The following is a 7,145-nucleotide window of genomic DNA, read 5'->3' as shown; positions in this document are numbered from 1 at the left end:
TTTTTTGGATAATAATTATTCTAAAGATTTTTGTTAAGATTTCGAGCATCTCTGATGCGATCCATAACAAAGTCCTTCCCAGAAGCGAGGAACTCGAGCGCATTTTGGTCAAAGATTTTTGTTAAAGATTTTATTTCCGTCTAAATTCCGATGATATATTTCTGGCCGTAGGCCATATTTTTATTAAAGATTTCCTCCAAAGATTTCTTGCGAAGCAACCCCCCCCAAAAAAAATCCATTTCCCAAAACTGTCAACTGTCAAACTGTAACGCTTTGGGATGGAGTCATTGACCTGTCATGTGACATTATAAAAAATAAAGCTCAAAAAATTTGGAACATATCGTTATTATTCGTATATTTGCAACGTAAATAATTGTAATTATTGTTAAAATCAATTGTACAGTGATTTATGTTTATTTTATTATAAAAGAGGCCGTATGCGAATACCGCCTCTTTTTCTATTTGTACTATCGCCTTCAACGAAATTTCCGTGTCCTCCGTGTGATCCGTGGATTTTTTTTGGGTAGCCTGAAGGCTAGAAATCTTTTGGGGAAATCCTGTTTAAGATGTTGCCTACGGCAAGAAATATTTTAGGGAGATAGCAATCTTAAATAGATTTCTGGACCGTTTAGGTCCTTAGATTTTACATGAAGATTTCCTCCAAAGATTTCTTGCGAAGCAACCCCCAAAAGAATCCGCTTAGAGTGTGATCCGTGGATTAAAAATTTCTGTGAGACTTTAGATCTTCGTCAGCCCATCAATCACCTGTTGGCGGTTGTGGCCATCCTGCCGATAACTCACGTGAATCCAGAATGTTGTGCTCTTGACGCTCGCACGCTCGAAGATGAGCTGGTCAAACTTCTGGGTCATCAACCAACACAGCCATTGGCGACCTACTGCCGTGGATGGCAATACGATGTCTGCTGCTTCACCAACGAGGTGCTGACTCTTGCTCACACCGCCCACCGCCTGGTTGAGCGACGGACAACGGTAGCCCGAACTGATGATGATAGGACAACCGGCATACTGGCGCAGGGGTTCTAACACATGCCGGCAGAGTTGCTGAAGGTTGCTCACTACCGCCAACGAAGGCGTGTTGTCAATGCCTAATCGCTTCGCCATGTAGGAGTTGGTAAACTCCGACAAGCGGAAATGCTCTGAAAGGATAATGTCTTTTGCCATGATCAGAATACGTTGGTGGAATGAAACTTCACGATGTCCTTGATCACCACATCCTGATAGATGCTGTCGTTATATTCGCGAGCGTTGAAACGCAGCGCACAATATACGAGGTCGCCCTTGCTGTATTTTCCCTGGTTGCCCAACAGGGTAGCAGCGAAAGTGTCTTCATACTGACTGCCAATCTCTTGCAGTACGATGATGGACTTGTGGATCTGAGAACCATCCTGCTTACGGATGGTGGTAGGTTCTGACTGTGAGATTACCTTGAAAAGTTCTTTCATAATGTTTCGTTATTTATTCAAGTTTCGCAACTGAGGGAATTGATTGAAGTTAAAGAACGTTTTCGTTAAGCCAGATGAGCAGACCCGAGCTCGTTCGAGGTCTGCCATGGCGAGAAAAGGTGCCATAAAATGGAAGTTATCACTCCCTACGGTCGTTCGGGAAGTTAAGAGACAATAGCCTTTTGCCGTAAGACGTAGGACATTTGTCCCTTAACTTCTCTCTAACTTCCCTAACTTCCCTTAACTTCCCCACATGCGATAGTTCGGTTATTTATTTAATTGTCAATGTAAATGTTTTTCCTGCGTTTTGTGCTTTGTCAAGCCGATCAATCAGCTTGTTAAACACCTCGGATGTCTGGAGCAACACCCCTCGCAGCACACGCTTGCCCACAATAATGTCGTTGTTGAGCAGAAACGGACCGTTTCCCATGGTGATAATACTCCCGTTCGAGAGTGTCGGTACCGACCGCCTAAGTTTCCTGTTCAATGCCAACTTTAGGTCATATTCTCCTGCTGGCAATTTACGCTCAGGATGTTCACATGTATCGCAAACCGGATTATTGTTGATATAGAGTACACCGTCCTGCCCATATTTAGAACATTCGGCACGTATGATTGTTATCTTCATTTCTCGTAATTTCTAAATTTTAGCTTTTCATAAACTGTTATATTGTTATCTGTAACGCTTGTTCTGATTATGTACTTACGTTGAATCCACATACGCAACATTTGTATTGTCCCTTTTCTATCAAAGCCCTGTTGCAGTCGAAGGGTTTCTGCTTCCTGCATAGTAAACTCGTTGGGCAATAGTTGCAGCAGATTTCTCGGCCCTCTGCGGTTGGAGCGTTCTCCCTCAGTTTCTGCCTGCTCGATGGCAGAAGCAAAGAAGCGCATCTTACACCAGAGGTCGTACTGTTCCGACCAACGCACGAAATCGGCGATTTCCTTTTCCCACTTGCAACCGTTAGCCACGTACAGTACACACGCTTTGAGATAGGCGATGACGTTAGCACGAAACGAGAGGTTCTCATACACTCTGCTCTGCGTCATGCGTGCCGTATCGGCATTCTCTTCTTTCAGTTGCTGTGCCAACGCAATGGCTTCCTTACATTCCACAAGACCGTTTGCCCGACACAGATTTTCAATATATGGCTTGAGCTGCTCGTCAAAGTGATCATCGTAAGTGCCATAGACGGGCATTTCTGCACCAATCTCTCGCTCCGGTATCGTACAGAAATTGATGCGCGAGATAGGACCATCGGTCAGCACATTGCGGAAATACTGCTGTCCTTTGAGTATCGTCGTCGAAGCGTTCCAGTTGAATCTTACCGTGACACGCTCGGTCACCGACTGCATACCCACACGCGTCTGTCCGTAGGTATTTCCTGGGTCGAATGCCAGACACATGATGCGAAACTGTTGCTTGCCCTGACCTTTCAGCGCATCAAACTGGTCTATTTCGTTGAGCGACGTATAGAGGAAATGCTCCTGTGCCTCGGCGGTACGCATCACGAAAGCAGGATTGGTCATGTCGGCATCAATCTCCTGGATGACAAGGTTTTCGGGGCGCTTCGCCTTGTCTTTGTTGGCACCCTTTCTGCTCGCTTCTTCCTTCCATGCTTTCTCGCGTTCTAAATTCTCTCGGTCACGCTCCCGAATATCCGCCATGATATGTTTAATGGGGTCGCTGACGCACGATTTACCGGCACCCGTGCCTGCCATCAGCACACACATCAGCGTGGCTTCATGCTCCACATTATCTATATAGGGGAAGCGTGTGCGCCACAGGTGGGTTGCCAACGGAGGGAATACCGCATGCGCCACGGCAGCCCGATAGATCTCTGGCGTCTGCGAGGTCAGGAGTTCGATGAGTTTGGGCAGCTTCTTCGGCATCTGAGGCGGAGCATCCTCACCCTCTCCGTCACCATCACAGCGGTTTTCCTGTTGCGCCACCTTCAAGGCTCGCTTCACTATTTCGGGCATCGCCATCGTCTGCTTGCGCTCGCATGCCGAACGGATGGTGGACATCCACCGACCTTGTTCTTCGCCGTAATTGGGCAAGAGACTTGCAATCCACGATGGGTCGTCGTTGCACAGATAACGCAGGTTGCACGCCATCGAAAAGATGAACGCATTACGCGACCCGTGTTCAGGGCGTCCGCCCAACTGGTTTTCCAGTGCTTCGACAATCGACGTATAAGGCATGCCCTGATACATGATGGGGTACGTTGCAGGCTGGTCCTTGGTCGCCTCTTGACTTGACGTTTCCTCCGTCGGTTGACGCTCTGCCACAGGTGCATTTTCTGCCTCAAACGGGGCATTATCAAAGAGTGTATTGTCAAGATAAATCAAATCATCTTTCATCGCTCCAGTGGCAAAAAACACGCGCGTCACGTCCTTGGCAGCTTGGTCAAACGGTATCTGCAACAGGTCGCTTGCCCAACGCAAGTTTTCCTCCTGCGAGAGTCCTGCCCTACGGCGGAATACCAAGTGAAAACCTTTGTTGACCGACCGCTCCAACAGCACCAGTCCGAGTTCCTCTTTCTTGTCAAGGATCAGCTGTGGCGCTTCTTTCAAGCGCTTCTCATAGTCCTTCGCCTCTGGGTTAAAATCCACATCCATGCCCACGGTTTTTCCCACGATGTCGTAGCCTTTCAATGCAAAGGGTTCTGCTCCTGCCAACGAATAGTTAAACTGCATCAGACGCAACTTCGCCTTTTTATTGCCGTTGCGGGCTTTCGTCAGACAGGCAGTCTGTTCGCCCGATTCCCTGAGCTTCATATACTGCTCTCTCGAAGTGATGGGGTAGCCGATTTTACGGCCACTCTCCATCTTGATTACAAAACAACTCATTGTCTCTTAGTGTTTTAGTTGATAGTTAATAAGTGCCTTGACAGCTTCGGCTGCCTCTCTTTTGATGGTGTTGGCGATATTGATCGACTCATGACAATACACCTTCAAAGTCAGTTGGATGCCATCGTCCTTGGTCTTAGAAACGCGCCCATGCGCCAGTTTCTTGATCAATACAGACTGCGATCTCCGCCATGGCTTAGCCACGAAGTCAAACGTCCCGTCGGTCATCTGTTGCGCCACCCCGTTGGTACGGAAGCGCTGCACGCTGTGGGGAATGGGGTCGTCTGGGGTGAAGAAGAAGGATCTGCGCTCGTCGTAATGCGCTACGCCTTCGAGTTGGATGTGGTCACAGTTGTTAAACTGGTTGTTAATGATTTTTTCTTCTGTTTTCATCTTAGTTGATTTTTGCGAGCGGAAACAGATTGGATTCTTGTGCACTTTACCCTGGGAATATCCTCCGCAATGTTCAACTCAGATTAAAAAATGTGTTTTAGTTAGAACCGATTCTCACGTTAAACGAGAACGTCCAGTTGATGATTGTAAAATTGAAATATACGCTCATTGTTTTCTTCTGCGAAGGGGAAAAGAAAACCGGCACCGCGCCAAGGCTTCTGTCCTTCGACTGGTGCAAAATTAGAGAAGAAAAATGGTAGTAAAAACAAAAATCACGCCTGTTTCAGACGTGGCAAGTAAAGACAAGAAAAGACAAGTAAAAGCAAGTTTTTTGTCCATGGATCACACGGAATTACGGATCCACGGAGGACTGCGGAATTACGGATCCACGGAGCACACGGAGGCCACAGAATTACAAGCAACGGCGGGCTGAAAGCCCAATGGCTTCCATAGCCCAGGGCACCGCCCTGCGGATATAGGCAACATACCCCACCACGTCCTGTAAGGACAAAAGTAATAACCTGGTTGGCTGATAACAAAAATCACGAACTAAAAATCTTCAACTATAATCTTTTCCGTGTCCTCTGTGTGTTCCGTGGATAATAAAATTTTCCGATTTCCGTGTGACATATCAAGGGAGCACACCTTTCCCGAAGCCAATCAGTTGACCTGTGCGTTCCAGTTTTTCACCGACGGCATATAGATTTTGTATTGATGCAATATCTCCCACATCTGACCTTTACATCCTGCACGCGTGATCTTTTCCTGTTTCAACAGGCGGTTAACCTCCTCTGTTATCATGGTAGGCTTTGCGCCATCTATCTTATGCAGAAAGGCTTCAACCTCTTTTTGGTCGTTTTTAAACAAGGGCATGAGGGCACAGACAATATTGTCGGCAGGTTTGCTGATTTCCTCCTTTTCTTCATGATCATTTTGAGGTTCCACGGCAGGACCGTTATAAAAGTTTGCACCACTTTGTACGGTTATTTCCTGATGTTCGATATAGGTCACTTTATCGCTGAAATGGAAGTGGCGTTCACACTTTTTATCGTTCTCCATAAAATAATTATTGTTGTTTGATGGTTTGGTTTTCAATATAGGTGTTCGTGTTCACATGATAGTCGATGTGCGGTCTCGTTGCCTGTTGCAATGATTGCAACTCGTTATAGACTTGTGGAGACGTGTGTTGCAGTTCAAAGTCGCTGACACATTTGGTGATGACGGCAGTAGCCATTTTGCTATGCTGCTCCTTAGTCCAGTTTGCCAACCATTGTTGGGGAATACTCCTTTCAAGAGGTTTCTTTTCGTTCTTCATCATGTGGACTTTCATAGCCAGCAAAGACATAATGGCACGGATTTTCTTACGGGGATAGTGCATGTACCACAACTTTCCCATAGCACTCTCGCCATCCCGTAAAAACATCATGACGAAACCCGACGGAAGCGACGCTACGGCATCTTCGGCTCTGTCGCCATAGTAGCACAGCAGCTGCAACATATCATTTGATTCGGCATTGGCAAAAATTTTCTGACATTGCAAGCGACGCACCTCCGGACTGCCCATGTGGTCTAATGCCTGCTGCAACCTGTCTTTACCTGCTTTGTACTGTGGATGATTGGGAGCGCTGGTCATCATCTCAATGATTCTGATGATCTGTTGGGTGGTTTCACAACTGATGGCACACCATAGATTTTCTTCAACAGCCGACAGCCATTCTTCCATTTCGCTGTTCCACGGTTCACCGGCTTCGATCACCATTTCCAGGCAGTTGAGCATGGTGTGAACCTGTACTTCCTGTGGACTGAGAGGCAATATTTTATCATCGTAATCCCAATTGGCAAATGGGCATACCGAGGGCAGACAAACGGTCTGCGGTTCAACATCTGTGACAATCTCCATCCACAGCACCCTGTGATCGCGATCCACCTCTACAATCTTGCCAAACATCGACCCTCTTCCCGAACTCAGAATCAGCGAACAAGCCTTTTCTCTGTCTGTTCCGCTGCGCACATAGCCCACAAAGCAACGCCCCCAATACACGATGACAGCATCCATTTCTCCAGGGTTGTCGTGTTCTATACTGATAGACATACGCTTCCCCATAGCCTTGTCGTAGAGTTCATCGAGTCTGTTGGCAAAGTCATGGTGACGTAGTCCGGTAATCGCGAATCTGTATGTGGTCATGATCAGGATTTTTTGTGGGCTTTTTATTTTAGCGACAAAAGTAGTAAATAATTTCGAGACCACAAAAAGGAAATGGGAAGAATAGCGCTTGAATTTTCTATTTTGGATTAAATCTATACTGGTGAGCGATGAAAACTATTTACTTTATGACGAAAATAACAAATAACAGATAACAGATAACAGTTTCCGTAAAGCAAATAAATAGCACCTCAGAGAGAGAAGAAGTCAATTTTCAAAATATAACATATATA

Annotated in this window: 7 protein-coding genes; all 7 read right to left on the bottom strand. The window is 46.4% G+C overall.

What is annotated here, in order from left to right:
* Positions 1 to 738 precede the first annotated feature (738 nt).
* On the bottom strand, positions 739 to 1,182 hold the full coding sequence (locus tag CIK90_RS09070; RefSeq protein ID WP_094465028.1) for a D-Ala-D-Ala carboxypeptidase family metallohydrolase: 444 nt from the start codon (positions 1,180 to 1,182) through the stop codon (positions 739 to 741).
* Between the two features lie 2 nt (positions 1,183 to 1,184).
* Positions 1,185 to 1,463, bottom strand: a complete 279-nt coding sequence (locus tag CIK90_RS09065; protein WP_094465026.1) for a hypothetical protein — start codon at positions 1,461 to 1,463, stop codon at positions 1,185 to 1,187.
* A gap of 271 nt (positions 1,464 to 1,734) precedes the next feature.
* Positions 1,735 to 2,091: a DUF5675 family protein gene (locus tag CIK90_RS09060; protein WP_094465024.1), complete on the bottom strand. Its 357-nt coding sequence runs from the start codon at positions 2,089 to 2,091 to the stop codon at positions 1,735 to 1,737.
* Entirely contained in the window at positions 2,088 to 4,316 is a 2,229-nt protein-coding gene (locus CIK90_RS09055; protein WP_254046322.1) for a hypothetical protein, read from the bottom strand. Before CIK90_RS09055 ends, CIK90_RS09060 begins: the two co-directional genes overlap by 4 nt.
* A gap of 6 nt (positions 4,317 to 4,322) precedes the next feature.
* Positions 4,323 to 4,709, bottom strand: coding sequence for a hypothetical protein (locus CIK90_RS09050; protein ID WP_094465022.1), 387 nt, complete (start codon positions 4,707 to 4,709; stop codon positions 4,323 to 4,325).
* Positions 4,710 to 5,369: 660 nt separating this feature from the next.
* Positions 5,370 to 5,768 (bottom strand): hypothetical protein, encoded by a 399-nt coding sequence (locus CIK90_RS09045; protein ID WP_094391086.1) that lies wholly within the window; start codon positions 5,766 to 5,768, stop codon positions 5,370 to 5,372.
* Positions 5,769 to 5,775: 7 nt separating this feature from the next.
* A complete protein-coding gene (locus tag CIK90_RS09040) occupies positions 5,776 to 6,894 on the bottom strand; it encodes a hypothetical protein (RefSeq protein ID WP_094465020.1) in 1,119 nt (372 codons plus the stop codon).
* Positions 6,895 to 7,145 lie beyond the last annotated feature (251 nt).

The sequence above is a fragment of the Prevotella sp. P5-126 genome (genome assembly GCF_002251185.1).
Classification (GTDB): Bacteria; Bacteroidota; Bacteroidia; order Bacteroidales; family Bacteroidaceae; genus Prevotella.
The sequence above is the reverse complement of the archived record's forward strand: the minus strand, read 5'-3'. Positions and strand labels throughout refer to the sequence as shown.

Bases quoted from the DNA above. Each gene is read 5' to 3' on its own strand.
- CIK90_RS09065 (WP_094465026.1), bottom strand. From the start codon at position 1,463: ATGAAAGAACTTTTCAAGGTAATCTCACAGTCAGAACCTACCACCATC.
- CIK90_RS09045 (WP_094391086.1), bottom strand. From the start codon at position 5,768: ATGGAGAACGATAAAAAGTGTGAACGCCACTTCCATTTCAGCGATAAA.
- CIK90_RS09050 (WP_094465022.1), bottom strand. From the start codon at position 4,709: ATGAAAACAGAAGAAAAAATCATTAACAACCAGTTTAACAACTGTGAC.
- CIK90_RS09060 (WP_094465024.1), bottom strand. From the start codon at position 2,091: ATGAAGATAACAATCATACGTGCCGAATGTTCTAAATATGGGCAGGAC.
- CIK90_RS09070 (WP_094465028.1), bottom strand. From the start codon at position 1,182: ATGGCAAAAGACATTATCCTTTCAGAGCATTTCCGCTTGTCGGAGTTT.
- CIK90_RS09055 (WP_254046322.1), bottom strand. From the start codon at position 4,316: ATGAGTTGTTTTGTAATCAAGATGGAGAGTGGCCGTAAAATCGGCTAC.
- CIK90_RS09040 (WP_094465020.1), bottom strand. From the start codon at position 6,894: ATGACCACATACAGATTCGCGATTACCGGACTACGTCACCATGACTTT.